The organism is Waltera intestinalis (genome assembly GCF_009695995.1).
GTDB lineage: Bacteria > Bacillota > Clostridia > Lachnospirales > Lachnospiraceae > Acetatifactor > Acetatifactor intestinalis.
Genome location: NZ_VUMU01000014.1, coordinates 1 through 25324 on the forward strand (window position 1 = coordinate 1; position 25324 = coordinate 25324).

Consider the following 25324-nt stretch of genomic DNA (forward strand, 5'->3'; position numbering starts at 1 on the left):
AAATCTTGGAATTTTCAGGGTTGCATTACTGTTTATTTGTCAAAGATCAGTGATTCTTCGTTGCTGTTGTTCTCAGCGGCAACTCTGATATCTTATCATGACCGCTTTCGTTTGTCAACAACTTTTTAAAAACTTTTTTGTCTTGAAAAGCTTTTGTTTTTCGCGACATTTTTTATCTTATTATACCTTATCGGTATCTGTCAACAACTTTTTCAAAAACTTTTTAAGTCTTATCGGAAGCTGTTTCGTTGTCTTGGCACTGCCGCAACAACGAAACTAAGTATATCACCCTATCTTCCACTTGTCAACACTGTTTTTTATTTTTTTCAAAAAATATCTACAATAGTTGAATTGTATATTCATTTGATGCATTTTTAAGATGAAGTGCTATCGTCTGTACAGCACCTGCCACATCTTCGTTTACTTCCAGTAATAATACCAGTTCCTGTGTCTGTCCGGGTTCCAGTGTCTCCGCATAGGTAGACATGTCATTCGGCAGCATGGTAGTCAGCGCATTTGCTCTGATGCTGTCATTCACTGTAATAATATATCTGGAGTTCGTATTCAGCAGATCGATCGTCTCTTCCTGCTCTGTTCCATTCGTCAGATGAAATCTGAGTACCAGCAATTTCTTCCCCATGGATGCGTCCAGCGCAAAATAGTCATCCGCAGCCCCGTCCTCAGGGTAAGAATCTGCTACCATATAATCCTCATAGGTAATGCTGACACCTTCCGGCAGACCAAAAAAATCTTCCATACTGGCAGTAATCTCTTCCTGCGCCGTGGGCATCGTCACTTCCGTGGTACCGGTGCTACCCGTCTCTTCCGCTTTTCCCTCTTCCTGTGATGCTTTTGTTGTTTCCTTTGCCGCTTCCTTTTCCAATTTGGCGATCACCACTTCGGGATCTACCAGGCGGCTGCGATTATTGGCATCGTATTTTAACAGTGTCACTGCCGCATATTCTCCAATCCGCTGGGATTCCTCTTCCGTCATATCCGGAATCTCGTTGCCGCAGGCTGTCATGGATAACATCATTGCACATAATAAGGCTCCGCACACCATGTTTTTATTACGCCCTGTCATAATTTTATTCCTTTTCTTCCTTCCTGTCCGTTGCATCACTCATTGCATTTCTTTTCCAGTATAATATAGATTCCGGCAATTACAAGAGCAATTACGCCTACCACGAAGAAAAGTATGGTCTTCTGCAGGATCGGTGCGCCCCAGTAATCATATAAAGCTATTTTACCACAAGTACATAGAGAAAGCACTAAGCCATAGATTCTGACGGGCTTATCCTTTTTCACGAAACCGGCAGTCACGCTTACCAGTGCGATCAGCATGATCAGAATGCTGTTGATCACAGGGATATTCGTCTTGACAATCAGTGCCATATAGGTCAGGAATATCACGATGATCAATTCTCTGTGTTTAAAATTCTTATAATATTTTTCCTGCAGGGTCAGCACTAGATAAGCCAGTACAAAAACAAACATACATAAATAAGTAATGTAGGAATTCCGATAGATCGGATTTGCCAGAGCGATCAGTGCTCCGATCTGTCCGATCAGGACGGATACATTAAATACGAGGATTCCCTTGTCCCGCATACAATTCACATTATTGAACAGCAGAATGCTCACGAAGAGAATTCCGGAAAATGCCGGCAGTTTTATCATAGGCATCAAATGCGACAGAGCAAAAAATGCCAGTGAAAAAGTCAGCACGATCTCCTGGTAGGTACTCCATTCATGCACAAGGAACATACTGAGGATCGTTCCTGCCAAAAGCACATAAGCATAGGGAATCTCCTTCCCGTTCATCAGAAGCAGGATACAATATACCGTAGTAAGGATGGCATCCAGTGCCGCAAGGCCCCCTTTTGCCAGGCGTGACAGTACTTTTACTGCTATCAGCAATACCGTAGCACAGATCACGATCCCCCAATCATTCTCTATTACTGAAAATCCACAGGAAATCACGAAACTGAAGAAATAGCAGGAAAGCCATTTCTGCCATCCCTTTTCCGCCTTCCGCATAGCAATCACAGTCAGTATTGTGATAACAAATGCTATTCCGGTCAGGGCAAAAATGCCAATATATCCATCCGTCTCTGCTGCTCTCCAATAATCATCCATACCGGCACCCGTCATAATTCCGGATACCAGAATAAATGCAATGTAAATAGCAAGCAATCCTCCACTTTTCACCACACGTCCGGTCTGCTTTTCTATTTGCGCATAACGGCTCTGTACGACAAGTACCAGATGTGCTATCAGGAAAAACACACTATAAGCTACAACCGCAACACCAACCGACATGCCCTGTGTCCACACAATACAGCCTACAGCCGTCGGAAACAGCACTGTGGTACTGGCAAGCAGGATCAGCTGTGATGCTGTATGGAATCTGTGCACCGGTACACAGGCGCACAATATACTCAGAGTCAGGATCAATCCCATTACCATCAGGACCTCCGCCATCGATAACCCGGAGGACATGGATAGTGGGTAAGCACAGAGCCAGCAGGAAGCAATTCCCAGCAGTCTGTGGATCAGCGAATCCCGTTTCCGGCTCAACAATACCGTGCCTACGGTGATCACACCAATGATCAATGCTGCGGGAAGCATCCCGAAATTATGTAAGGACAGCGTATTGATCATGGTGGACAGGTACAATGCCGCCATGCCGATTGCCGAAAATATCTGTGCTAGCTTCGGTAATCTTCTCCGGATCAACAGCTCTGCCAGCAGCACTACGCCCAGGGATACCACATAGAGAGAGATTCCCTTGATCCATCCGTTCATGAAATACATTCCCATCAGCACCAGGGCTGTCAGGATAAATACGCCTCCCACCACCGACAGAGCTATGGTTCCAATGAGATATTCCGCATTCTGCTTTTTCTTCGTCCCCTGTACTACAGTCTCTGTCGCCGGTTGTGCGGAAAACTGCCCTGACGATTGTGCAGTAACCTGTTCTGCCGGTTGCCCAGTGAACTGTCCTGCCGGCTGTTTCTGCATGGGCTCCTGCGTGGGAGGCTGTGCAGTCTCCTGTACCTGCCCTGCGGTAGCGTTTTCTGCTCTTGCCGCATTCAGTTGCTGTCTCTGATGCCAGTATTCCACGCTTTTATCCAGCTCTGCCTGTAACTGCTCCACATACTGGGGCTGCTTCTGTATTCTGGGAATCAACTGCTGTACATACTGTGTAAAAATCGGATCATTGGAACGCATCAGGTATTCCCTTGCCTGCTGTTCCAAAAGCTTTGCTCTGTCCTGCTGTGTATTCTGTTCCATATAATATCCTCCCCGCATTGCATAATCTAATGCACCACGTAATCTTTGTATCTCTCCATGTCCTGCCTGTGGCAGTCCGCATGGATCAAAATACCGTCTTCCCTATACTCCGTAGAAAAAACCTGCGCCTCTTCCATAAGATAGGAAGCTACATTCCCCGCGCTGTACGGGATCAGGAAAGTACAATCCACATTATCCGCATAGACCTGCTGCTCAATGGCTTCTGCCAGTTCACGGATACCGGTATTCTGCCCCGCGGCGAGATACCAGTGCTCCTGTCTCTTCTGCGGCAGCGGTTCCATGCCGCATTTGTCTGCTTTATTATACACCACGATCTGCGGAATGTCACCTGCTCCCAGTTCCTTCAGAGTATCGGCAGTGACCTGCATCTGCTGTCTGTAATTTTCATCGGAAAAATCCACCACCTGGACCAGCAGATCTGCGTATTTTACCTCTTCCAGGGTCGAGCGGAATGCCTTTACCAGACCGTGAGGCAGCTTATGAATGAACCCAACCGTATCCGTCAGGAAAAATGGCTTATTATGCCCCGTATCTATACTGCGGACGCTGGTCTCCAATGTGGCGAACAGCATATCTTTTTCCATGACTGTTTTCTCCGGGAGTTCTCCGAACTGCTCTACCATACGGTTCAGGATTGTGGACTTTCCCGCATTGGTATAGCCCACCAGCGCTACCTGCGGAGTCCGGGACTGCTGTCTTTTCCTGCGCTGCACATCCCGTGTCCTGCTGACATCCTCCAGCTCTTTTTTCAGTTCCGTGATCCGGTGTTCGATCTTACGTCTGTCCAGCTCCAGCTTCTTCTCACCGGTACCCTTGTTACTCATACTGCCGCTTGCGCCGCCCTGACGGCTCAGTGCATCGTACATGCCCACCAGTCTCGGAAGCATATATTGCAGTCTCGCTGTCTCCACCTGCAGTTTGGCTTCTCTGGTCTGTGCACGTATGGCAAATATGTCAAGGATCAGATTCGTACGATCAATAACGGTAAGCTCCAGCTCCTTGCCCAGGTTACGTACCTGCGAGGGTGTCAGGGAATTGTCAAATACGACCTCCTGTGCGCCTCTCTCCTCCGCCAGTCTGCGTACATCATCCACCTTGCCCGTTCCGATATACAATGCTTTGTTCACATGGTCCAGCCGTTGTACGATCTGACCCACGACTTCTTTCTCCGCGGCTTCTGCCAGACTTGCCAGTTCTTCCATGGAATGCTCAAAATCCGTTTCTTCCCCGATGTCCACACCGACTAACAGCACCTTTACCGGTGCCTCCTGCATCTGTTCTTCCCTCATATAAAAATATATCCTTTTAAAATCATTATTTTGTCTCTAATTCAAACCAGAATTCCACACCGTTGGTGTAATTAATCACACCGTAAGGCTGGTTCATGGAATCCATGATTGCCTTCACGATGGACAGTCCCACACCGCTGCCGCCGTATTCTCTGGTTCTGGCTTTATCTACTTTATAAAATTTCTCCCAGATATGGCCGATAGAATCCTCCGGGATCGGCTTGCCGGTATTGAATACCGATACGCGCACCCTGCCATCCTTCTGTTCCATTTTGACATCGATGATCTTCTCACCCTCGCAGTGATTCACCGCGTTGGAGAAAAAGTTCATAAATACTTCTTCTATTTTAAATTCATCCGCCCAGGCATAGATGGGAGGATACTCTTCCATCCGCACCGTGATATCGTTCTGTTTGGTCAGAATTGCCGCCGACTGGATATAATTCTTCACCAGTGCCGTAATGTCGAAACGCTCCATAGTCACCACATCGTTGCCGAATTCCAACTGGTTCAGCGTCAGAAGCTTTTTCACCATGTTGTTCATCTTCGCCGCTTCATCCACGATGACATCACAGTAGAACTGTCTGCTCTCGGGATCATCATTGACGCCCTCCTGCAGTCCTTCCGCATAGCCCTGGATCAGAGCGATGGGAGTTTTCAGTTCATGGGAGACATTCGCCAGGAACTCCTTACGCATTTCATCGATAGCTTCCTTTTTCTCCACATCCCGCTGCAGCTCATTATTCGCAGTCTTCAGTTCTGAAATCGTCTGTTCCAGTGAATCGGACAGTTTATTAATGTTCTCACCCAGCAGATCAATCTCATTATGAGCCCTGCCCTGATATTTTGCTTCAAAATCCAGCTGTACCATCCGCTGTGAGATATCGTTCAGCTCCAGGATCGGCTTCGTCACACGTCTGGAGACAAACCAGATAATAATACCACCCGCCAGTGCTCCCAGACAGCCGATCATCATATAAAACCGATTGGCGATCCTGGCACTCTCCTGAATACTGGAGAGCGGTGTCTGCATGATAAAAGAAATTCCGGTGTTCAGCCTTCCGTAGATCTCTAAATATTCCTTATTCTCCTGCCCGGTTCTCTGGATCACATAGTCATCACCGTTCTCGATGATCCGCTCATTATCCAGAAGTGTTCTGAAGCCGAACACATAGCCGATCAGACGGTTCTCCAGTCTCTCACCGCCGTTGATGGATACATATTTCATGTTGGAATTCACATCCATGACACATACTGTCATGTTATAGCTTCTGCACACATCATCCAGTTCACGTGCGAATTCCTCGGAACCATAGCTGTCGCTCTCCGCCGCCTGCTTGATCGTCTCATAAGCATCGTGAATGACATCCAGCTTACTCTGCATATAGACTCTGCCTAAAAACATGTAATTCAGTAGCAGGCACAAAAGGATCGTCCCGATCATCAGCCCGATAAATATCCAGGCGAACTGTCCTCTGATGGAATGCACTTTTTTCTTCTGCTGTTTATTCTGCTGTTTCATCCATTTTGTACCCCATTCCCCATATGGTCTTGATGAGATTGCCTTCCTCGCCCAGCTTGCTGCGCAGCTTCTTCACATGGGTATCAATGGTACGGGCATCCCCGAAGTAATCATAGTTCCATACGTTGTTCAGTATCTTCTCTCTGGACAGGGCGATTCCCTTATTTTCCATAAAATAGGTCAGAAGTTCGAATTCTTTATAGCTTAAGTCCACATCTTTGCCGTCTATGATCACGCGGTGTGCTGTCTTATCCACAGTGATCCCGCCGCAGGTCAGTGCTTCATCCTGCCCCAGCTGGTTCGTCCGGCGCAGGATCGCTTCCACCCGCGCCACCAGGATCTTGGGGCTGAAGGGCTTAGAAATATACTCGTCCACTCCCAGCTGAAACCCCTGCAGCTCGTCTCTCTCATCTCCGCGGGCTGTCAGCATAATAATAGGAACTTTGGAGTTCACACGGATCTCCCGGCATACCTGCCAACCATCCATTTTCGGCATCATGACATCCAGAATGATCAGTGCAATATCCTTATCCTTATAAAAAATATCCAGTGCCTCCTCGCCGTCTCCGGCCTCCAGCACCTCAAAATTACTCTTCACCAGGAAATCCCGGACCAGCTTACGCATCCTGCTCTCATCATCTACTACCAGTATTTTCAGTCTGTCCATACATACCCTCACCTTTCTGTTGTAGACATAGTATAGCGCGGAAATATGTCAATTCTGTGAAACTTCGGTCTCCGTATTTCCTGTATTGCCTGTATTTTCTATATGTAATTCTCTCTCTTTTTCCCGCACTGTCTGCTCTCTCCTAGTCAGTTCCTGTTCCCAGGATGCGTATTTATTCTGAAGATTCCGTTCGTAATTCAGGATATTGGGTTGGTCGGAATTCAATGTGATCACAAACATGGCAATGATTGCCACGAGCATCACGATATTCATGATCACCGACAGGCAAAGACCCACCTTTTTGCCCCCGTCTTCCGGCATCGGCTGGATCCGTCTTCTGGCAGGGGACGTCTTCGTCCTGACATCAGCAAAGCTCGTCCACAGAGGGATCGGAGGTACTTCCTCCCCCAGTTCTTCTTCCCGGGCGCGCAGCTCTCCCTGCAGCTCCCTGAGGTACTCCAGTCCTACCGGGGTGCGGAACACCCGGTCTTCCAGCGCTTTTTTATAAATGGCAAGAACCGACTGAATATCCGCATGATCAATGTGCTTATCCAGATAGGCGATCTTCTGCCGTTCCTGCTCCGCAAGTCCGGCATCCTTCTCGGAATAGAAGGCGAAGCCGGACACTACATGTTCTCTCTGTTCTACATCCATTTACAGTTTTTCCTCCGTTGTATCTGCCGCATTCTGCAGTAAGATATGCTCTCCCTGCACCAGGGGATAATGCACGGGAATCTCCCCATCCAGGTTCTCCCGGTACATATCTACAGCTGTGATCTGGTGGTTCTCATAGGTAGTGTAATAATAAATCCCCCTGTCTGCATTGCAGCAGGAAGTATAAATGGTGATCTCATACTTACCGTTTTCCAGACGGCAGCACCCTCTCGTCTGAGCCACACTTCCTAAGATATGGAAAAACTGACTGACGCTTTCAGACTCCGAGGTCCCCGATACAGAATTCATTTTCGTAAAAGCCACCCGGACAAAACGGGAGGCAGAGGACAGATCGCCGGGCAGCCCCATAGCTCCCATGCCACGGCTGTACGGCTGCAGCTGAAGCTGCTCTGAAAAATGGTTCACCGGCTGGTCCGGAGACAGATAGCTGTAATCATTCAACCGGAACAGCTGCTTGTCAAAGGGAGGATTGTTCGTCAATACTCCTACGGGATTGTCATAGATGTTCAGTCCCTCCCGGGTTGCCTCTATCGTGATCGCCTCGTCTCTGTCTGCCAGGATCCAGTGCAGCTGTGATGTCGGAAACTGCTCACTGAACTGCGTATCCACCAGATTGATGTGGGCTAACAGCGTCCGGGCTTCCTGCACCGTAGCACACTGTCCCAGAATCCAGGGAATGAACTCGAACTGTGCGATATTGTCTCTGCCCTCCTTGGGCTTACAATATACGGCGTTGCCCGCGAAATTAAGGCCTGCCATGCCCAGACCCTTCTCATTGACCGCATCATAATACAGCGGATAATCCCCTACCATATGAGCGATACCGATCATGGCATAATGCTCAGTCAGTGCATTCTGATGCCGTAACTGAAAAGAGTAATTACGCGGTGTCACCACCACTTCTTCTCCATAATTAAATTCATAATCAAAAGTTCTGCCAAAATAAAAATCCTGCGATCTATAAGTTGCTGCTGTGCACATAGTGATCTCCTTTACTGTTTTCAAATCAATGTAGATTACTCTTAGTCTATAGCATTTGCAGAATGATTGCAAGTATGCGAAAAACGTTGACGCATCGTAAAAAAAGTGTTAGTATTAAGGGACAAAAAGAGTGCTACCGTACAGCAACGGTTCGCCTCAGTTTATGGTTCTAAAAAAGCAACCTACAACCTTGGTCGGGGCGGTTGCTTTTTTAATGTTTTCGTTTCTGACTGGTCTGCACTCAAAAAGGTTCCACCGGAATCCTCCGGCGGAACCTTTTTATGTTAGTTTTTACACAACTAATTGTAATAATGTTTTGGATCAAACTGTGGTTAAAATTACTGTAACAGAGACAGTACACCCTGGTTGGACTGGTTAGCCTGAGCCAACATAGCCTGACCTGCCTGAGCCAGGATGTTGTTGTTGGAGTACTTAACCATCTCAGTAGCCATATCGGTATCACGGATCTGGCTCTCTGCGCTGGTGGTATTCTCAACTACGTTGTCCAGGTTGTTGATGGTGTGCTCAAGACGGTTCTGGGCTGCACCGAGTGCAGATCTCTGAGTAGATACCTTCTGAATAGCAGCCTTGATGGTGTCGATTGCATCACGGGCATTGGTATCATCGGAACCGTCAACCTTTAAGCCTGCAACACCAAGACCGTCAGCGCTCATAGCATCGATGTTGATAGAAATCTGATTGTTGTCAGTTGCATCCGCACCAACGTGAAGTTTTAACTCCAATGCTCCAGTAACTGTACCTGTCGTAATTTTACCAGCGGTAACTGCCTGCTCTGCATCTGTTTTTGAGATAGCTGCGCCGTTCTTATCGTACAGCTTTGCTCCATCTTTCAGCGTTACGGCAGTAGCTCCATCTTTAATCTCAAAATAATCAGTTAATGCATTTGCTGCAATCTTATTACCATCTGCATCATAGTACTGAATATCCTGGGTCTTGCTGTCCGCGGTTGCTTTTACTTCTGCAGTATAGTCAATATCATCTTTTGTCGCAGCCGTAGTCGCAGTCGCATCTGTAAACAAACCTGTTACAACGCCTGTTTGAGGATTATAAGCATTCAGTATTTCATCATCTGTTGCAGCGGTATTTGCTGATTTATATAAAGTTTTTCCGCCAGCTCCAGTTGCACTTGCCGGAGTCAAAGTTTGACCTGCCTGTACTGTTGTTACGTGATAAGCAAAAGTATTAGCAGGTTTTGCAGTCTTGTCGCCCTTCAACAGATAGGTCTCGTTGAACTTTGTGGTCTCAGATACACGATCAATCTCAGTAGTCAGCTGATCGATCTCGTTCTGGATGTAACTTCTATCGGTCTCGGAATTGGTTCCGTTTGCAGACTTTACAGCCAGCTCGTTCATTCTTTGTAACATATCCTGAACTTCGTTCAGCGCACCTTCAGCGGTCTGTACTGCACTGATACCGTCCTGCGCATTGGTAGAAGCCTGTGTCAGACCTCTGATCTGCTTTCTCATCTTCTCACTGATGGACAGGCCTGCTGCATCATCAGCTGCACGGTTGATCTTGTAACCGGAAGACAGTTTCTCGGTGGACTTTGCCTGAGAAGCGGTGGTTAATCCTAACATTCTGTTAGAGTTCATTGCTGTTAAGTTGTGTTGTACTACCATAATAATTTACCTCCATGTGTAAAAAGTGTTGCAGATACATCCGTTTATCTGCGGTGTGTGGTTAATAGTTACTGCGGCCCTAGGATTCCGCATTGTTAGCAAGCTTTTGTCCCACAGTATCTAAAGTTATTTGTTCTGTACGATCACGACGTTGGATTTTTTCTTCTTGGCGGTGCCTTCCGGATTCTTGTAATACTTCGGGATCGTCGCCAGAAGTTCCGGATCCTGAATCCGTTTTTCAATGGCCTTGCTTCGTACGATGTTCACATCCTTGGGAGCGTCGATCATGATACGTGTCTGTCCGCCGCTGCTTCCCAGAAATACAATCTTCACATCGTCTCCGATCATCAGAAACTCTTCATCTCTCACCGATAATCTCAGCATAGCCATTCCTCCTTGAATCGTTTATTTCCTTATAATTTACTGTTTTTCGGAAATACTGATCATAAATGTAACAAACTTGATATTGTGTTACCTTTCTACTGATCAGAGCTGAATTTCCTGGAAAATCCTGTCCCGGTCTTCCTGCTCAATGCCAAGATAGCGTTTGGTCACTTCATAAGACGAATGATTATAGATGCTGACCAACATTGCCGGCTGTACGCCCTGTCGCCAGGCATGATATACGAAGGTTTTACGAAGGGAATGACAACAGATCACGCCGGGGATATTGTAATAAGCTGCCACCTTTTTGATGATGCGAAAAGCCTGTACCCGGCTGATAGGTTCGTTTTTATTACTGTGGGGAAAAAGATACTTCTCTGGCTGAATAGGTTTTTGCTCCTTTTGAAGCTGTGCCTGATAATTTTGAAGACATGCGTGAATATTATGATTGATATAGATGCAGGAGGTCTTTCCCGTCTTCTGCTCAATGATCTCAATATGCTCCTGCCATCTGTTTTGAGAAAAGTTATAAACATCTTCCCACCGCAGAGTAAGCAGATCCGAAATCCTCAGTGCAGTATTCAAGCCCAGGATCACTAACAATTGGTTCCTGGCATTGGGGTGGATTTCCTTATAGTAGTTTTTAAAATTTTTCAGATCCTCCAGGTTACGAATTGGTTGTGCTGTATTCATCTGATTCCTCCTAGAAATTAGTGTAGGCCGCATAAAACCAGCGTTTTTTATATATCTGTGAACTATAACATATACTTTCTGGGGCTGCATTTACTTTGGCAAATGAGGGGTTCAATTTTTTTCAAAAAAGGGGTTAAGTTTTCTGCGAGCGTACCGATATACTATGTGGAAGCAAAAAGGTAACACAATATCAATTGTGTTACCTTTTTTATTTACACATGCATCTATTAATTCAAAAATGGAACCCCAAATCAGCTTTGGAGTCCCATTCTATTTTTTAATTCAGATTCAATTTCTGTCCCACGCGGATCTTATGTAAATCCTTGATCTGCGGGTTTTTGGCTTTCAGTTCCGCCAATGACATATGGTTGCGTTTGGCAATGGCAGACAGGGTATCTCCTGCTTTCACTGCATAATCGCCACTGTTAAAATATACGGTCTCCTTCGGTTGTGCCGCGGTTACCGTTACCATGTAATCACCGCCCTGCTTTAGAGCGAACACGGACTGACCATTCCTGGTCACGGGGAAGGAGCCACAATATTCCAGTTGTTTCTTCTCGGCATTATAGCGATAAAGATTTGCGTATTTTCCGCTGTTTTCTGCTCCGACATTCACATGAATGTTCACAGTTACCGGAAATGCTCCGGTATCTTTTACAGACAGCTGTTTTGTAGCTTCTGCCTTCTTGGATGCCGCCACAGCTGCCGGGATATTCCGGGCTTTGCTGTCCACGGTGAGATCAATGTTCTGTAATGCATTCAGGGCTGTACCTTTCAGATCCTGTCCGCTGATGCTGACCGTCACACCGTTGCCGCTATGAAGTGCCAGTGTCATGTCCAAGCCTTTGATGCTTCCCAGCACTGCGGCAGGGAGTCTGGTCTCTCCGGAGCATACGATATTCATGTTCACGCTGTTAATATTCGGATTCTGTGTCACTTCCGCGATCTTTGCCTGTACGTTGGAAGTCACGGTATTCCAGTCTACTGTCTGTACCGGTGCAGATGTATCCTTGTCCGCAGAGCTGCTCTCTGTTTCCGGTGCTGTTGCAGGTGTCAGGGTTGCGGTCGGCTGCGGGGTAACTACGGGTGCCGGGGTAACTTCTCCGGTTTTGTTCAGGTACATATCGTCCCAGGATCCCCAGGCTCCGGCAGATGCAGTTGCCCGGATTCCTACCGTAACTTTTGTTCCATCCTTAGTGATCTTGATATTCTGTACCTCCGGATTGCTCCAGTTCTTCCAGCCGTTTAATTCGCCTTGTGCTGTCTGTGGCTTACCATCTACGGAGACATAGACCTCGTAGCTGTCTGCTGCTAAGTTTCCACCACCCTGAAGATATCCTCCGAACCGATAAATTCCTGCATCCAGCGTAATTGTCTGTGTTACATCATAGGTAAAATCACTGTCATTGTAGAAATGCAGATATCCGTTTCCATCTTTGGAGTCCTTGCCATCCATCAGGACTTTAATACCGGTTCCGCTTAATATCCATGCGTTCTCTCCATCCTCAAACCGGGGATTGGTCAGAAGGTTCTGCGGATTCACGGTGATCACGCATTTTGTCTGATAGGTCTCTCCTTCCAGAGATACTGTTCCGTTCACAGTATATTTTCCTGCTGCGTTGGTGTTGACTGCGGCAACATCCTGTGCGTTCCAGGTTACGTTTTCTGCTCCGGAAGTGTAATCTGAACAGGTAACTTTTACAGTCTCCGGTAAAGTAAAGGTACTTCCTAATTCTATCTCGATTGCATCTGCATTTTTAACAGTGCTGATTTTTTTAGCCGTCTCTGCACCTGTTTTTACATAACTGAATATCTTTAAGGTTTCCAGGGGATGGCCAGAGGCATCAAACAATGCCTGATTGTCTATTGCGGATCCGCCGTACCATTTTCCGGCATCCTCGGCATCATATTCTTTCGCATAGGAAGCTGCCCAGCCGGAACCATATTTTTCCCAGGCTGCCTTATTTTCTGTCAACACATTCGCAGCATTCTCTGCGTTTTCATCGTATACCTTTACAGGAATCCATGCAGGCTCCCAATAGAATACGCCGATACCTTTGTCCATTTCTGAGACGGCATTGATCACCTCACGCAGTTCCTTCGCCTGTCCGTAGATGCTGAAATCATAATCCATGCCTGCATCGTTATTGCCTTCGCGGACGGTGTTTGCATGACCGTCACTGTCCTCTAAGCCGGTCGCCCAGGAGGTCTCCGCTACCATGACTTCTTTTCCATATTTTTCCGTAATCTCATTTAACTGGTTCTTAAGGTTATCCAGGGTTCCATGCCAGTAAGGATAATAGGAAGAGGCGAATACATCATACTCCACACCGGCATCGGCCAATGCTTTAGCGTAAGTCATATAATTTTGTTTCTCAGGATTTGCGAAATGCACTACTGCCTTGATTTCTTTGTTCCGATCCTGCTCCACCTGTTGGATTGCTTCACATCCGGCGCGGAAAATTACTGTGGTGTTGGCATTCTCCAGACCGCTCTCTCCGGCAATTCCGTTGTTTGTCTCATTACCGACCTGTACCATTCCGACATCGACGCCTGCATCCAGTAAAGTGTTCAGGCTATTCATCGTATAATCTTTTACTGCTGCTGTCTTTTCCGCAATCGTCATGTCTGCCCAGGCTTTCAGTGCCTTCTGCTTGGCAGGATCAGCCCAGAAATCGGAATAGTGGAAATCGATCAGGACACGCATTCCTGCATCTGTAGCCAGTTTACCCATGTCCACCGCTTTCTGCAGGTCATTATTGCCACCGCCGTAGCCGTTACCGGATGCATCGTAAGGGTTATTCCATACACGGATACGTACGTAGTTAATACCACTGTCTTTTAACAGCTTGAAAAATCTGGCATCATCCAGTTCATTTCCTGCAAAATCATAATATTTTACACCGCTGTCTTTCAGAGCTCTGTAGGATGAGATGTCCACACCGCCGATGAAATCACTCGTCAGTCCGTTTACCTTTTCCACATTGATTCCGGCTTTTACTACAGTTGCGCTTTTTAATTCATCTTTCGCTTTTTTCAGATTCGTGATCTTCTCTTCGATCTCTGTGACGGTTGTGGAAGTATAATCGCCATTCAGTGCCTGCAGGAAGTTCTCGCTTGCTGTCATGGATTCCTGCAGAGTTTTCCAACTGTCAGCAGTATAATCTGACTCGTTTAATGCTTTATATTCCGTGATCAGATTCTGCAATTCTTCTGCTTTTACTTTCTTTGCAGCCTGAATTTCAGTGTCACTTGCTTTCGTCACCAGGATGTCATCTATCTTCAGATAGCCGCCTGCTGCAATATCCAGAGAAATGGTAATGGTGAGCTTCGTACCTGCCTCCACGGTTAATGCATCGGTCTCTGCAAGAGTATAAACATCCCAGCCTCCTGCGGTCAGATCCGCCGATACTTTTCTATCTCCGGCTGTAAGGCTGATGGTTCCGGTCACGTCCTCTCCGGCTGTCAGGAAAGATGCTTTATAGTTACCGGCATCGGATGCTGTCACCGTAGTAGCAGCTGTCAGATTCTGTGCCGTTGCCGAGTAGTAGTTCCAGACAGTTGTAGTATTATTACCGGCGCCGGAGTCTCTTGTGCTGAATCCGAAGCCTTCTTCGTAAGTGTCAGAGTATCGATATAGATCCATGCACCATTTTTACTGGCAATCTGGAATCCGACTTTATAGTTGCTGACAGCTTCTGCCACCGTAAATTCATCTTTGAACATGGCATATTCTTTCGTCAGTTGTGTCGATTTCTCTGACACATTCCAACTGCCGTCTTTTGTTGCATGGTACAGAGCAATCGTGCCGCCACTTCCACTGCCATCTTTAATGTATCCCGTTACAGTATAGCTTCCGGCTTCCAGCGAACCGATTTCCTGATACATGTAGACAGTTCCATCTGCTTTATCAAAATCGATCTCCAGTCCGCAGCCGCCTGCCTGCTTGGCCCAAATAGAATATTTTACCTGACTTGTGCAATTCCAGGTATCTCCTTCAAAATACCAATTTTGATTCGCCCAAAAGTCTGCGGCATCTGTGCTGTCTCCCATTTCGTCATCGCCCATATCACCGTCCGTAAACAGATTCGTCTCCTCTGCTTTTACCCGGGTCAACGGTCCGAATTCACTTAAGCTTCCTGCGATAAGAGCCGTTGCACACAAATGCCAGACTTCTCTTCCAGTCTTTTTTCTTCATAATGCACCTTCCCTTTCTCCTTTCCGACCGGTGTCCCGCACCGGCCGGAACTGCTATATCCCACTCAGCATCCTCCCTGTGGTGCGCAACTTGTTTGCGCAACCGTTTGCTCAGCTATGTTTGGATTATAACATGTGCATTTTGTATTTTAAATTGACAATAATTCTAATATTCATTAACTATTTTTGTGTATTTTGTCCAATTGTGCATCCATATTCCATCCATTTCATCTTCTCTTCCATCTTCTGACGTAAAAAGAGATATGCGCAATACGTTGCGCATATCTCTTTTTGTGTACTTTCGATTTAGGGATTGCACCGTTTGCAGGGAACGTATCCCATATTGATGACCTCTTCTCTGCTGCCGGTGTAGATCTGTTTATTTTTCTCTTTCATATCATCCACACTGGAGCATGTGGGATAGTGGAATTTCTTGGTGTTGGTATTCAGCACATAGGTGGTTTCCCGGGATTCCTGCGGTGCCGATGATTCCGGTGAGGTCTGCACCGTGGTGTCGGTCTCAGGCTGTGGTGCCGGTGTCTCTACCGTGACAGACGCTGCTGTGCTTTGGTAGGTTCCGCTGTCCTCCGCCCAGTTATCTCCGGTGGCATAGTCAATACCAATCCCCGGCTGCACATTGTAGGCAAATACACAGAAACAGATTCCCTCTCCGGCATCTTCCACGGAATAAGCTTCCATAAGGACGCCGTCTGATAACAGGTTATCCCCGTCAAATATGGGAGTGACGCGGTACAGAACATGGTTCCCTGTATTTTTGACATAATCGCAGACTTTCGACTCAAAAGGGAGCATTCCCTGCACGTTGAGATATCTGGTTCCTGTGATCAGGTTCTGCGGGTTGGCATTTTCCGCCGCCAGCATATAGGCGATCAGGTGGCAGCGATTGTATAGGTATTTTCCGTCCACGTTATTGTATTTCACCAGATGCCAGCCGGTAGGCTTCACGGCTCCGATCTCACCTCTCGGTTCTGTCGGCATCAGATCCTGTCCCACGTTGGCATATGCCACGCCACAGCGCCCCAGGCTGTCCAGCTCGCTGTAGGTTTCGAAGGACTGTGTGGTCAGCTCCGCTTCTGTGAAATAAGGTTTGTTGCCATTGACTTCTGTATAAGGCGTGCCGGAGTATGCCGGAATCTCCCGGAGGGAAAATGCTGATGTGCCCTCTCCTGCCGGAACGTCTGTTGCAGATGTGACCTGCTGCGATTCTTGTGTATCCGAAGAGCTTTCCAGTGGCTGTCCGGATTCGAGTTCCGATACTGCAGTCTTCGATGCTTCCAGCAATTCGGAGGGAATCGTCGCCGGCTGCTCAATCGCATAGGTATTGTCCTGCGGCGTGACGGTGCTTTCCGCACAGCCGGTGAATGCCAATAGCAGTGCCAGCCATAATGACAATTGTGTTATCAAACGTTTCTGAGGTCTGTTGTGTTTCATTTTCATAGCTTGTCAATTACTCCTTGTAAAACTCTTTGGAAATTATACCACATTTTTCATCTGACCTCTTCTTTTCATTGACATTTTTTTCAAAAAACAGTATGCTAAAAATATCTAAAAACACTTCAAATAATATGCCAATCATCTAAACATTTAGGCTTATTATTTGAGGTGTTTTTTTCTGCTCATTGACACACGTATTTACACGTATTATAATTTAAGAAAGGATATCAATGAAAACAAACGAACTGCTAAAACTATTAAAGAAAAATGGTTGTTCTCTTATCCGCCACGGAAGCAATCATGATATTTGATATAGCTCTGTGACGGGAAAACAGTTTGCTGTTCCTCGACACAAAAAGGAAATAAAAACGGAACTGCCATTGCTATTTTGCGCGATGCCGGAATGGATTCTTAGAAAGGAGATTCTTATGTCTAAATATGTTTATCCCGCTATTTTTACTTCTGAACCAGATGGAGGTTATTCTGTATATTTTCCCGATCTGGAAGGTTGTTATACCTGCGGCGACACACTGGCTGATGCTCTGTTTATGGCTGAAGATGCCCTCGCGCTTATTCTCTATGGATATGAAAAGGACCAACGCCCCATTCCACAGCCCTCCAAAATGTCAGACATCAAAGTTACTGCGGATTCTTTTTTAAGTATGGTTGCATGCGATACCCTGGAATATCGCAAACGTTTTAATAACAAAGCTGTTAAAAAAACATTGACCATTCCCGAATGGCTGAATGAAGCTGCTGTTGCAATGAATATTAACTTTTCACAAGTATTGCAGGATGCTCTTTTGCAGCGAATCAGTCCTCAATAATGCACACACGAAAAATAAAAAGTGCCGCAAAAACGGCACTTTTTCTATGGAGTAGACGGGAGTCGAACCCGTGTCCAAAAGCCTATTCCCTGTCCTTCTACGAGTGTAGTTTATTCTTTGACATTCCCTCCGCGCCCCGGGAATAAACACCCTGAGCATTTCAGTAGCTTCATGTTACGCCCATATGCGCAAAGCTTTGCATATGTCGTTTCTCACATGTTTGAAGCCGGGATCCTAAGGTGTGAGTGCCCTAGGGCCGACTGCTGCCATTAGGCAGCGTATGCTAAATTATCGTTAGCGTTTAATTTTAATTTGGCCATTTAACGCATTACCATGCGACTCGCTTCTCCAGCTGCAAAACCCCTGTCGAAACCTTTACTACCCCTTATTCAATTGTCAGACCAAGTATACTTGATGGCACACACACTGTCAAGCACTTGCGGTAAAGCATTGCAGGATCAGAGCCTGCGGATCACAGATTACGGACCTTGAATTCCTTCTCTGCCTCTCTGCGCTGATCCTTTTTGGCAATGGCTTCTCGCTTGTCATAGAGCTTTTTACCACGTGCCAGTCCGATCTCTACCTTTACCTTACCGTCTTTAAAGTATACCTGTAAAGGGACTAATGTATACCCTTTTTCCTTGATCTTGCCCAACAGCTTGTTGATCTCGTACTTGTGCAGCAACAGCTTTTTCACACGAAGGGGGTCTTTGTTAAAAATATTCCCCTTCTCATAAGGACTTACATGCATTCCGTAGACGAATACTTCTCCGTCTTCAATGCGGACGAAGGCCTCCTTGATGCTACATTTTCCCATCCGCATGGACTTTACTTCCGTACCGTGCAGGGCAATGCCGCACTCATAGGTCTCATCGATGAAAAAATCATGATATGCCTTTTTATTGTTTGCGATCAGCTTCTGGGACTCTTTTCCTTTTGCCATGGCTACCTCTTAAAACCTTGTAACTATTCAGAAACCCATTCACAAGGCGCCCCTGCGGAGCTTCTTTTTCGGCTCTGAATAGTTACAGTTTACTATATTTTCCGTAATTGTCAATGAACTAACAGTTCATTTAATCCGCAGATTTATTGATCCACCAGCCGGAAATTGATGGTGCGCATAAAACGGTCGCAGTCTTCCACTTCGATCCGTACCGGCATTCCCAGTTTGAAGCAACGTCCGGTTGCTTCTCCCACCATCTCACAGGCTGCCTCATTGTAGTGATAATAGTCGCCCGGGATCGTGGAAATATGGATCAGCCCTTCCACGGTATTGGGCAGTTCCACATACAGTCCCCAGCCGGTGACACCGGAGATCACACCCTCATATTCCTCTCCGATGTGCTGTTCCATATATTCCACCTTCTTCAGCTTGTCCGTCTCCCGCTCTGCTTCATCGGCACGGCGCTCCATCTCGGAAGAATGCTTAGCCACCTCCGGCAGAATATCCCGATAGTGCTCCACTCTCTCTTCCTTCAGGCGTCCCCGCAGCTGTTCCTTGATAATACGATGGATCTGCAGATCCGGATAGCGGCGGATCGGCGAAGTAAAATGACAGTAATACTGACATGCCAGTCCAAAATGTCCGGTACACTCCGTGCTGTATTTCGCCTGTTTCATGCTGCGCAGGGTCAGTCTGGCGATCATAGGCTCTTCGGAAGTTCCCTCAATCTTCTGTAACAGCTTCTGAATCTCCTTGGGATGGATCTCCTCCGCGGAGACCTTGCTGTTCTTCCGCCCCAGCGCCTTCATGTAATACCCGTAATTGCTGATGAACGTGGACAGCTTCTGGATTCGCTCCGGATCCGGTACATCATGGACACGGTAAACGAAGGGCAGCTCCTGCCAGTAAAAATGCTGTGCCACTGTCTCATTCGCTGCGAGCATGAAATCCTCGATCAGCATAGTCGCCACATTCCGCTCGTAAGGCATAATATCCAGTGGATGCCCTTCCCTGTCCAGTAAAATCTTGCACTCCGGGAAATCGAAATCAATGGATCCCCTCTTCTGTCTCTTCTTCCGCAGTTTGTCCGCGAGCTCAGCCATTTGTCGGAACATAGGAAGCAGTTCCCTGTACTGGGAATAGTCTGTTACGGTTCCTGCGCTTTCTCCGGCGGTTCCATCCGGCGCACCGGCGTTATGCTCTACACACTCCGGCTCCTCCAGCAGCTTCTTCACCACGGTATAAGACATTCGCTTATTTACCCGGATCACAGATTCGCAGATCTCATAGTCCACGATCTCGCCCTCTTCATCCACCTTCATCAGGCAGCTTAATGCCAGACGATCCACGCCTTCGTTCAGGGAACAGATACCGTTGCTCAAGGCATGGGGCAGCATGGGGATCACGCGGTCTACCAGATAGACGCTGGTGCCGCGTTTTAATGCTTCTCTGTCCAGTGCGGAATTCTCCTGCACGTAGTTCGTCACGTCTGCAATGTGTACTCCTAAGTGGTAATATGTCCCGTCAAAGGATACACTGACAGCGTCATCCAGATCCTTGGCATCCTCTCCATCGATGGTGACCATGGTCACATCCCGCAGATCCCTGCGGCCGGCACAGTCCGCCTCGGATACCTCCTGGGATACCCTCTCTACCTGGTTCATGATCTTCTCGCCGAATTCCACCGGCAGATCAAAGCCACGTACGATAGACATGATATCTACACCGGGATCGTTGATATGTCCCAGGATCTCCACCACTTTGCCCTCAGGACTCTTCGTATTCGTGCCGTATCCGGTGATCTCCACCACGACCTTATGTCCGGTCATGGCTCCCTTCGACCACTCCTTCGGCACAAAAATATCCTGTGCTATCTTCGTGTTATCCGGAATGACAAAGCCGAAATTACTCTTGGACTGCTCATAGGTTCCCACTACCTGAGTCATTCCCCTGGCAATGATACGAAGGACCTGCGCTTCCTGCCGTTTGCCGGTCTTCGCAGGCAGAAGTGCCACTTCCACGGTATCCTTATGGAATGCTCCACCCTGCTTGTCCTCCGGAATGAACAGATCCTCGTCCCTTCCTTCCACTTCCACAAATCCAAAGCCTTTGGCATTGCTGATAAAAGTTCCTGTCAGCACCTTACCGTTGGACTTCATATATTTACCCTTAACGGTCAGGGTAAGCTTTCCTTCCGCTAAAAGTTCCCGCAAGATCTCACGAAACTCTTCCCGGTCTTCTTTTGCGACCTGAAGAAACATTGCCAGTTCCTTTTCCTTCATCGGAACGTAAAAATCATCCTTCACCAGATCACAGATTACTTTTTTTCTCTTCTCTCTGATTTCGTTATTACTCATGTAACCTCTCTCAATATAAAAAAGAATCTCGCTTGCGAGATTCTCCGCCTGCGGCGGGTCGCTTTTGCGACATATTTCATAACCGCCGCAGTGCGATCCCTGCGGAGCGTTTTTTATTCATAGGAAGAAATTTCCTATGAATAAATAAAACACCCTTGTATGCCATGCACACAAGAGTGTCATCCTTCGTAATGATTAAAATACGTTCAGATTCAGTACGGCTGCAAGTAACATGAAGAATACTGCAAGGATCTTCGTGATCTTCACCAGCATACCTTCCATGGAACGTCCTTTATTTCTGCCCCAGTAGGTCTCAGCAGCGCCGCTGATGGAACCCAGTCCTGCGGATTTACCTTCCTGCATCAATACTAACACTGTCAGTGCTACACATACCAATATAAAAATTATGTTGATTACTACTCTTAATGCTTCCATTTCACACCTCCTAATGTCAAGCAGATTTTATATTACCATATATTGTACACAATTGCAACAACATTTTACAAGACAGTATCGAAAAGACGGCACAAAAAAGAACCCCCGGAAATCTTTACGATCTCACGGGGATCCTTTATTTTTATTCTGAATGATCAGATCCGCAGATTACTCTGCGATGTCACCATACATGAAGTACCAGTAACCATAAGCGGAATGCCAGATACCGGTGATCTTCTCGCTCTGCAGCCAGAAGTCATTGTAGTAAGCAACAGGGATGCAGCCTACCTGCTCCATCAGAACATCCTCAGCCTCATGAAGAGCTGCGGAACGCTCAGCGGTATCCATGGTGGAAGCTGCCTTCTCCATAGCTGCATCATAGTCAGCGTTGGAGAACTTACCATCGTTGTTACCGTTGCCGGTGCAGAACAGGTCTAACATATTGGAAGGATCGCTGTAGTCTCCTACCCATCCGTTACGTGCTACCATGTACTCACCGTTACGTCTCATCGGAGTGAAGCTGGACCACTCAACGATATTTACTTCTACGTTAAGACCAAGCTCGCCCCATGCCTGCTGTAAGTACTCAGCAACAACCTTGTGGTAACCTGCATCATTGGTAGTATAGGTGATGGTAGGAAGTCCTTCACCATTGGGGTAACCTGCATCAGCTAAGAGCTGCTTAGCTTCCTCAAGGTTAGCATCGAAATCCTCGGAGATATAGCTCTGACCACCGTTAGCATTTGCATTGAAGGAGCTGCCGTCGGTATCTACCCAACCCTCACCTACGAGGTTGTATGCGGGAGAGTAGGTTCCCTGCATCAGGGTATTTGCTACATAATCACGATCAATTGCCAGGCTCAGAGCCTTACGAACATTTACATCTGCGAATGCAGGATCTTCCAGGTTCATGGACAGATAGTAGGTTCCCAGGATAGGCTCTACATGGAACTCAGGGTTGCCCTGTAAGCTGGGGATCTCCTGGGTAGGAACATCCTTGATGAGCAGTACATCACCGGACTGGTATGCAGTATAAGCTGCGTTGGAATCCTCCATCAGTACGAATTTGATGCTGCCAAGCTTGATCGCATCAGCATTCCAGTAGTTAGGGTTCTTGGACATGGTAATGTGAGAACCGGGTACCCACTCGGTAATGTAGAAAGGTCCGTTGGAGATATAGGTCTCAGCTGCGGTAGCCCATGCATCGCCGTTAGCCTCTACGGTTGCCTGCTGAACAGGGCTCAGGGTAGCGAATGCTGCCAGAGACTCGAAGTAAGGGCAGGGATTGGAAAGCTCTACAACTAAGGTCTTAGCATCGGGAGCGGATACTGCCAGAGCATCCAGATCACCTGCCTGTGCCTCGTCAAAGCCCTTAACCATACCCAGAACAGTCTCAGCATAAGGAGCTGCTACTACGGGATCGCATACACGCTTCCAGCTGTATACGAAATCGTCTGCGGTCAGATCACTGCCGTCAGACCACTTTAATCCATCACGAAGATGGAAGGTCCAGGTAAGACCATCTTCAGATACTTCCCAGGTCTCAGCCTGTCCGGGAGCGATCTTACCATCCTGGTCAATCGTCAGAAGACACTCAAAAGAGTGAAGCAGCATATTACCGCCATCTACTGCACTGTTCAGTGCGGGATCAATGGTCTCGGGATCGGGACCGATCTGAACGGTAAGCTGTTTGCCTTCGGTACTAACTTCAGTTGCTGCTGCATCGGTCTTGGTGCTGTCAGTTGCACTGGCACTGCCGGTTGCAGAAGAACCATTGTCGCTGCTGCCGCATGCTGCCAGAGAACCTACCAGCATTGCTGCGGTGAGCAGCATAGCTAACTTCTTTTTCATAAAGTTATCCTCCTCTTTCTTTTCATACAAAAGCACTATGCTTTGTATAGCTTTATATTAAACAGCTAAATTGCTCAGCTGTCAATACCTAATTTCAGACATTGATCTTTTCCACATGGTGGCAAGCCACGTAGTGGCCCTTTTCCACTTCTCTCCATTCGGGTTCCTTCTGTGCACAACACTCATCCGCATAAGGACATCTGGTGCGGAAACGGCATCCGGTAGGAGGATTTAAGGGGCTGGGTACATCTCCCTGCAGAACAATACGTTTGCTTGCTCTTGCCTTGATGGGATCTGCGATGGGGATTGCAGAGATCAGGCTCTTGGTATAAGGATGCAGGCTTCGTGCTACCAACTCGTAGCTGTCTGCCAGCTCTACCATTTTGCCCAGGTACATAACGCCGATACGGTCGGAGATATGTTTTACGACAGAGAGGTCATGTGCGATGAACAGATAGGTCAGTCCCATCTGCTCCTGCAGCTCCTCGAACATATTCACCACCTGTGCCTGGATCGATACATCCAGTGCGGAGATCGGCTCATCGCAGACGATAAACTGCGGGTTCACTGCCAGTGCTCTCGCAATGCCGACACGCTGACGCTGTCCACCGGAGAATTCATGAGGATATCTGTTCGCATGCTCAGAGTTCAGTCCGACCTTCTCCAGCATGGATATGATCATATCATGACGTTCCTTCTTATTAGCAGCCAGCTTATGGATGTCGATGGCTTCTCCTACGATATCTCCTACGGTCATTCTGGGATCCAGACTTGCATAAGGATCCTGGAATACCATCTGCATCTTCTGACGGTAAGGCAGCATATCCGCCTTTACTTTATTTTCAACGTCCAGGATCACATTGCCGTCAAATGTGATCTTGCCGCCGGTGGGCTCATATAATCGTAAGATAGAACGTCCGGTGGTGGTCTTGCCACAGCCGCTCTCTCCTACCAGTCCGAGAGTCTCACCTTTATTCACAAAAAAGCTGACATCATCCACGGCCTTCACGAACTTACGGTTTTTACCCATGCCGCCTGCGGGGAAGTATTGCTTCAAATGTTCAACCTGAAGTAACTTATCGCTCATTGGTATTTCCTCCCTCCATCTCAGCTTTCTGGTTCATAAAGCAGTGTGCATAATGCGTCTCGCTGAAATCCGTCTTAGGAGGATTCTCTCTCAGGCAGATCTTCATGCAGTTCTTACAGCGGGGGGCGAATTCACATCCTTCGGGAGGATTCAGAAGATCCACCGGGTTACCCTCGATGGGGATCAGCTTCTCATGCTTTGTGCTGTCCAGACGGGGGATACTCTCCAACAAGCCCTTGGTATATTCATGCTTCGGATGGTAGAAGATCTCGTCACAGGTACCGGTCTCCACGATACGGCCGGCATACATGACTGCAATACGGTCACACATGCTCGCCACGATACCCAGGTCATGGGTGATCATGATGATTGCCATGCCCAGCTTGTCCTTCAGCTCCATCATCAGCTCCAGGATCTGCGCCTGAATGGTAACGTCCAGTGCGGTAGTAGGCTCATCGGCGATCAGAAGCTTCGGTTCACATGCCAGCGCGATTGCGATCATGACACGCTGTCTCATACCACCGGACAGCTCGTGGGGATACTGCTTCATACGCTTCTCCGGTTCATTGATACCTACCAGAGACAAAAGCTCCACTGCTCTAGCATATGCCTTTTTCTTGTCCGCATCGGTATGCAGACGGATCACTTCCATGATCTGATTGCCAATGGTATATACGGGATTTAAGCTGGTCAGAGGATCCTGGAAAATAATGGAGACCTCTTTACCACGCATTTTGGAAAAATCTTTTTCGGTCATTTTCTCCACTTCGTGTCCATTGAAGTGAAGTTCTCCGCCGATCAGCTTACCGGGATAAGCGGTCAGTCCCATCAGACTGTATGCGGTTACGGATTTACCGGAACCACTCTCTCCTACGATGCCCAGTACTTCTCCTTCCTTCAGGTGAATGGAGACATCGTTCAGTGCCTTTACTTCTCCGGCAGGAGTAAAGAAAGAGAGACGTTCATGCTGTATATCTACCAGATAATTGTTATCCATCTTCAC

At 47.3% G+C, this 25324-nt stretch carries 20 protein-coding genes and 1 other RNA gene; 1 reads left to right on the plus strand and 20 read right to left on the minus strand.

From position 1 onward, the window contains the following. Positions 1 to 337: 337 nt before the first annotated feature. From FYJ59_RS10670 to FYJ59_RS10725, 13 genes are all read right to left on the minus strand, one after another. A complete protein-coding gene (locus tag FYJ59_RS10670; RefSeq protein WP_154496971.1) occupies positions 338 to 1084 on the minus strand; it encodes a hypothetical protein in 747 nt (248 codons plus the stop codon). A 35-nt stretch (positions 1085 to 1119) separates the two neighbouring features. Continuing rightward, on the minus strand, positions 1120 to 3297 hold the full coding sequence (locus FYJ59_RS10675) for a PT domain-containing protein (protein ID WP_205839522.1): 2178 nt from the start codon (positions 3295 to 3297) through the stop codon (positions 1120 to 1122). A 26-nt stretch (positions 3298 to 3323) separates the two neighbouring features. Beyond that, positions 3324 to 4607, minus strand: coding sequence for a GTPase HflX (gene hflX / locus FYJ59_RS10680; protein ID WP_205839523.1), 1284 nt, complete (start codon positions 4605 to 4607; stop codon positions 3324 to 3326). 25 nt (positions 4608 to 4632) lie between these two features. After that, positions 4633 to 6129: a sensor histidine kinase gene (locus tag FYJ59_RS10685; RefSeq protein ID WP_154496976.1), complete on the minus strand. Its 1497-nt coding sequence runs from the start codon at positions 6127 to 6129 to the stop codon at positions 4633 to 4635. Next, the gene (locus tag FYJ59_RS10690; RefSeq protein WP_118546754.1) at positions 6113 to 6796 is read right to left on the minus strand and encodes a response regulator transcription factor; all 684 of its coding nucleotides are present in this window, start codon (positions 6794 to 6796) and stop codon (positions 6113 to 6115) included. Before FYJ59_RS10690 ends, FYJ59_RS10685 begins: the two co-directional genes overlap by 17 nt. Before the next feature lie 48 nt (positions 6797 to 6844). After that, positions 6845 to 7450, minus strand: coding sequence for a hypothetical protein (locus FYJ59_RS10695; RefSeq protein WP_154496978.1), 606 nt, complete (start codon positions 7448 to 7450; stop codon positions 6845 to 6847). After that, complete coding sequence (gene bsh, locus FYJ59_RS10700) at positions 7451 to 8452, minus strand: choloylglycine hydrolase (RefSeq protein WP_154497197.1); 1002 nt, start codon at positions 8450 to 8452, stop codon at positions 7451 to 7453. It abuts the gene before it with no gap. A gap of 338 nt (positions 8453 to 8790) precedes the next feature. Then, entirely contained in the window at positions 8791 to 10092 is a 1302-nt protein-coding gene (locus tag FYJ59_RS10705) for a flagellin N-terminal helical domain-containing protein (RefSeq protein ID WP_154496980.1), read from the minus strand. A gap of 126 nt (positions 10093 to 10218) precedes the next feature. Continuing rightward, on the minus strand, positions 10219 to 10476 hold the full coding sequence (locus FYJ59_RS10710; protein ID WP_022154999.1) for a carbon storage regulator: 258 nt from the start codon (positions 10474 to 10476) through the stop codon (positions 10219 to 10221). A 102-nt stretch (positions 10477 to 10578) separates the two neighbouring features. Next, entirely contained in the window at positions 10579 to 11169 is a 591-nt protein-coding gene (locus tag FYJ59_RS10715; protein WP_154496982.1) for a tyrosine-type recombinase/integrase, read from the minus strand. A 277-nt stretch (positions 11170 to 11446) separates the two neighbouring features. Then, positions 11447 to 14296 carry a glycosyl hydrolase 53 family protein gene (locus FYJ59_RS10720; RefSeq protein WP_235898011.1) on the minus strand — a complete coding sequence of 950 codons (2850 nt, stop codon included), beginning with the start codon at positions 14294 to 14296 and terminating at the stop codon, positions 11447 to 11449. Between the two features lie 395 nt (positions 14297 to 14691). Beyond that, positions 14692 to 15333, minus strand: a complete 642-nt coding sequence (locus tag FYJ59_RS14155; RefSeq protein WP_235898006.1) for a hypothetical protein — start codon at positions 15331 to 15333, stop codon at positions 14692 to 14694. Between the two features lie 339 nt (positions 15334 to 15672). Next, on the minus strand, positions 15673 to 16824 hold the full coding sequence (locus FYJ59_RS10725) for a DNA/RNA non-specific endonuclease (protein WP_235898007.1): 1152 nt from the start codon (positions 16822 to 16824) through the stop codon (positions 15673 to 15675). A gap of 425 nt (positions 16825 to 17249) precedes the next feature. Between FYJ59_RS10725 and FYJ59_RS10730 the strand changes: the two genes are divergently transcribed. Beyond that, complete coding sequence (locus tag FYJ59_RS10730) at positions 17250 to 17648, plus strand: type II toxin-antitoxin system HicB family antitoxin (RefSeq protein ID WP_118546761.1); 399 nt, start codon at positions 17250 to 17252, stop codon at positions 17646 to 17648. 44 nt (positions 17649 to 17692) lie between these two features. On the opposite strand, the gene ssrA is transcribed toward FYJ59_RS10730, so the two are convergent. The 7 genes from ssrA to FYJ59_RS10765 all read right to left on the minus strand — a co-directional run bounded on the left by ssrA (position 17693) and on the right by FYJ59_RS10765 (position 25318). Then, positions 17693 to 18033: a transfer-messenger RNA gene (ssrA, locus tag FYJ59_RS10735) on the minus strand. 87 nt (positions 18034 to 18120) lie between these two features. Next, positions 18121 to 18591: an SsrA-binding protein SmpB gene (gene smpB, locus FYJ59_RS10740; protein WP_022152980.1), complete on the minus strand. Its 471-nt coding sequence runs from the start codon at positions 18589 to 18591 to the stop codon at positions 18121 to 18123. Between the two features lie 143 nt (positions 18592 to 18734). Further along, a complete protein-coding gene (gene rnr / locus FYJ59_RS10745) occupies positions 18735 to 20948 on the minus strand; it encodes a ribonuclease R (protein ID WP_154496995.1) in 2214 nt (737 codons plus the stop codon). A 195-nt stretch (positions 20949 to 21143) separates the two neighbouring features. After that, positions 21144 to 21383, minus strand: coding sequence for a preprotein translocase subunit SecG (gene secG, locus FYJ59_RS10750; protein ID WP_022152982.1), 240 nt, complete (start codon positions 21381 to 21383; stop codon positions 21144 to 21146). A gap of 168 nt (positions 21384 to 21551) precedes the next feature. Beyond that, positions 21552 to 23234 (minus strand): peptide ABC transporter substrate-binding protein, encoded by a 1683-nt coding sequence (locus FYJ59_RS10755; RefSeq protein ID WP_154497001.1) that lies wholly within the window; start codon positions 23232 to 23234, stop codon positions 21552 to 21554. A 94-nt stretch (positions 23235 to 23328) separates the two neighbouring features. Beyond that, entirely contained in the window at positions 23329 to 24321 is a 993-nt protein-coding gene (locus FYJ59_RS10760; RefSeq protein ID WP_154497007.1) for an ABC transporter ATP-binding protein, read from the minus strand. After that, a complete protein-coding gene (locus tag FYJ59_RS10765; RefSeq protein WP_154497011.1) occupies positions 24311 to 25318 on the minus strand; it encodes an ABC transporter ATP-binding protein in 1008 nt (335 codons plus the stop codon). Before FYJ59_RS10765 ends, FYJ59_RS10760 begins: the two co-directional genes overlap by 11 nt. Positions 25319 to 25324 lie beyond the last annotated feature (6 nt).

Excerpts from the sequence above, each read along its gene's own strand:
- FYJ59_RS10670 (WP_154496971.1), bottom strand. The coding sequence starts at position 1,084 with ATGACAGGGCGTAATAAAAACATGGTGTGCGGAGCCTTATTATGTGCA.
- FYJ59_RS10675 (WP_205839522.1), bottom strand. The coding sequence starts at position 3,297 with ATGGAACAGAATACACAGCAGGACAGAGCAAAGCTTTTGGAACAGCAG.
- hflX (WP_205839523.1), bottom strand. The coding sequence starts at position 4,607 with ATGAGGGAAGAACAGATGCAGGAGGCACCGGTAAAGGTGCTGTTAGTC.
- FYJ59_RS10685 (WP_154496976.1), bottom strand. The coding sequence starts at position 6,129 with ATGAAACAGCAGAATAAACAGCAGAAGAAAAAAGTGCATTCCATCAGA.
- FYJ59_RS10690 (WP_118546754.1), bottom strand. The coding sequence starts at position 6,796 with ATGGACAGACTGAAAATACTGGTAGTAGATGATGAGAGCAGGATGCGT.
- FYJ59_RS10695 (WP_154496978.1), bottom strand. The coding sequence starts at position 7,450 with ATGGATGTAGAACAGAGAGAACATGTAGTGTCCGGCTTCGCCTTCTAT.
- bsh (WP_154497197.1), bottom strand. The coding sequence starts at position 8,452 with ATGTGCACAGCAGCAACTTATAGATCGCAGGATTTTTATTTTGGCAGA.
- FYJ59_RS10705 (WP_154496980.1), bottom strand. The coding sequence starts at position 10,092 with ATGGTAGTACAACACAACTTAACAGCAATGAACTCTAACAGAATGTTA.
- FYJ59_RS10710 (WP_022154999.1), bottom strand. The coding sequence starts at position 10,476 with ATGCTGAGATTATCGGTGAGAGATGAAGAGTTTCTGATGATCGGAGAC.
- FYJ59_RS10715 (WP_154496982.1), bottom strand. The coding sequence starts at position 11,169 with ATGAATACAGCACAACCAATTCGTAACCTGGAGGATCTGAAAAATTTT.
- FYJ59_RS10720 (WP_235898011.1), bottom strand. The coding sequence starts at position 14,296 with ATGACAGCAAGCGAGAACTTCCTGCAGGCACTGAATGGCGATTATACT.
- FYJ59_RS10725 (WP_235898007.1), bottom strand. The coding sequence starts at position 16,824 with ATGAAAATGAAACACAACAGACCTCAGAAACGTTTGATAACACAATTG.
- FYJ59_RS10730 (WP_118546761.1), top strand. The coding sequence starts at position 17,250 with ATGTCTAAATATGTTTATCCCGCTATTTTTACTTCTGAACCAGATGGA.
- smpB (WP_022152980.1), bottom strand. The coding sequence starts at position 18,591 with ATGGCAAAAGGAAAAGAGTCCCAGAAGCTGATCGCAAACAATAAAAAG.
- rnr (WP_154496995.1), bottom strand. The coding sequence starts at position 20,948 with ATGAGTAATAACGAAATCAGAGAGAAGAGAAAAAAAGTAATCTGTGAT.
- secG (WP_022152982.1), bottom strand. The coding sequence starts at position 21,383 with ATGGAAGCATTAAGAGTAGTAATCAACATAATTTTTATATTGGTATGT.
- FYJ59_RS10755 (WP_154497001.1), bottom strand. The coding sequence starts at position 23,234 with ATGAAAAAGAAGTTAGCTATGCTGCTCACCGCAGCAATGCTGGTAGGT.
- FYJ59_RS10760 (WP_154497007.1), bottom strand. The coding sequence starts at position 24,321 with ATGAGCGATAAGTTACTTCAGGTTGAACATTTGAAGCAATACTTCCCC.
- FYJ59_RS10765 (WP_154497011.1), bottom strand. The coding sequence starts at position 25,318 with ATGGATAACAATTATCTGGTAGATATACAGCATGAACGTCTCTCTTTC.